This window comes from Capnocytophaga catalasegens (genome assembly GCF_026005215.1).
GTDB classification, from domain to species: domain Bacteria; phylum Bacteroidota; class Bacteroidia; order Flavobacteriales; family Flavobacteriaceae; genus Capnocytophaga; species Capnocytophaga catalasegens.
Map to the genome: position 1 here is coordinate 1 of NZ_BPMA01000088.1, position 1,301 is coordinate 1,301.

The window sequence follows — 1,301 nt, forward strand, 5'->3', positions numbered from 1 at the left end:
TAGCTATCAAATTTGCCATCAGAAGACACTAAAATAAGTTTGTCGGTAATAGCGTGAGAGATAATAGAATGGTCAAAAGGGTCGTTATGCCCATCGGTGATTTGTAATTTTGAAAGGGTTTTTGTGTGGTTTTTATCAAATGGCAATACTTCAATATAAAATTCGTTCTCAATAGCCTTTACCATTGCTTCGGCGGTTTTGTATATAGGTCGAACTTTTCCAATACGAACGAGTTGTAACAACTCAGTTATACATATTGCACTGGTGTACAGGCGATTAGAATAATCAAATAAAAGTTCAGAAACATCATTAGAAATCTGTTCTTGGTCTGAAATCAAGAAAACTAAAATGTTAGTGTCTAATAAATACCTCATAGTTTTTATCTTAATACGGCTCTCATATCGACTATTTCAAGCATTGGTTTCTTGGAGTATTTTCTCATCGCGAGTCCTGCCCTTGAAATTTTTTTACCCGTCTCAGGGTCAATTACATAATTAACTTTTTTCTCGGTTTTCACTGCCCCTGCAAGTGCTGTTTTTTTCTTGGTTGTTTTTTTAGCTGTTGTACTCATATCGTTCAATTTTTTTGCAAAGATACAAAAAAAGTAAAACAAGAACTTGCTTTGTTTTACTTTTGGGTTTTAGAAAGTTCTGAAATAAGCCACGCCGTTAGAATAATACCTCCTATTGCAAGAGCGGCATTAAGAATATTATTCTGTAAATTGCTTTTCTGGGCGAATGCTTGATATTGTTCCTGAGAAAATTTTCCTTCTTGGGTAAGCATATATACATACTGCTTTTGTTCTTCAAAAGTAGCTGTATTTTCGTTTATCTTATCTCGTAAATGAAGTAACGTTTTATAATCAGCTTCGTTTTTCATTGCTTTTTTTCTAATTGGTTTTGCAATAATTTGATAAACATATTCGTATATGCTTTGATTTCAGAGGTTACATTTTCTTGGACTTCTATTCGTTTTTCTAAATCTTTGATTTGCAATTCTAATTTATGATTTTTCTCTTTTATATTTTCAAATTTAGAAAACAACCAAACCAAAGCCATAACTAAAAGAGGTACAACGGCTACTATAACGCTTAATTCTGTACTCATTTTTATATTGAGATATCAAAGATACAAAAAAAGTAAAACAGATTTTTAACCCTGTTTTACTTTTGTACTGAAAAACTACCGTTTTGTCTTCTTTTTGGTAGCGGATTTTGCTTTTACGATGCGTCCGTTTTCGTTGTAACGATAGCCTTTTTTCAGTTTGCCGTTGGCTTTTAAACCCTCTTTTTTTGTTGCCAT

The 1,301-nt window shown here is 32.4% G+C and carries 4 protein-coding genes; all 4 read right to left on the reverse strand.

The window, feature by feature from the left end; translation table 11 throughout:
- On the reverse strand, nucleotides 1-374 hold a 374-nt coding region (locus OO775_RS13855), incomplete at its 3' end, for a type II toxin-antitoxin system VapC family toxin (RefSeq protein ID WP_264847817.1).
- Nucleotides 375-379: 5 nt separating this feature from the next.
- On the reverse strand, nucleotides 380-571 hold the full coding sequence (locus tag OO775_RS13860) for a hypothetical protein (RefSeq protein WP_264847818.1): 192 nt from the start codon (nucleotides 569-571) through the stop codon (nucleotides 380-382).
- Between the two features lie 56 nt (nucleotides 572-627).
- Nucleotides 628-879: a hypothetical protein gene (locus tag OO775_RS13865; RefSeq protein ID WP_264847819.1), complete on the reverse strand. Its 252-nt coding sequence runs from the start codon at nucleotides 877-879 to the stop codon at nucleotides 628-630.
- Nucleotides 876-1,106: a hypothetical protein gene (locus OO775_RS13870; protein WP_264847820.1), complete on the reverse strand. Its 231-nt coding sequence runs from the start codon at nucleotides 1,104-1,106 to the stop codon at nucleotides 876-878. Before OO775_RS13870 ends, OO775_RS13865 begins: the two co-directional genes overlap by 4 nt.
- Nucleotides 1,107-1,301 lie beyond the last annotated feature (195 nt).

What these genes read in the sequence shown, in the direction of transcription:
- OO775_RS13860 (WP_264847818.1), bottom strand. Translation starts at nt 571, where the DNA reads ATGAGTACAACAGCTAAAAAAACAACCAAGAAAAAAACAGCACTTGCA.
- OO775_RS13865 (WP_264847819.1), bottom strand. Translation starts at nt 879, where the DNA reads ATGAAAAACGAAGCTGATTATAAAACGTTACTTCATTTACGAGATAAG.
- OO775_RS13870 (WP_264847820.1), bottom strand. Translation starts at nt 1,106, where the DNA reads ATGAGTACAGAATTAAGCGTTATAGTAGCCGTTGTACCTCTTTTAGTT.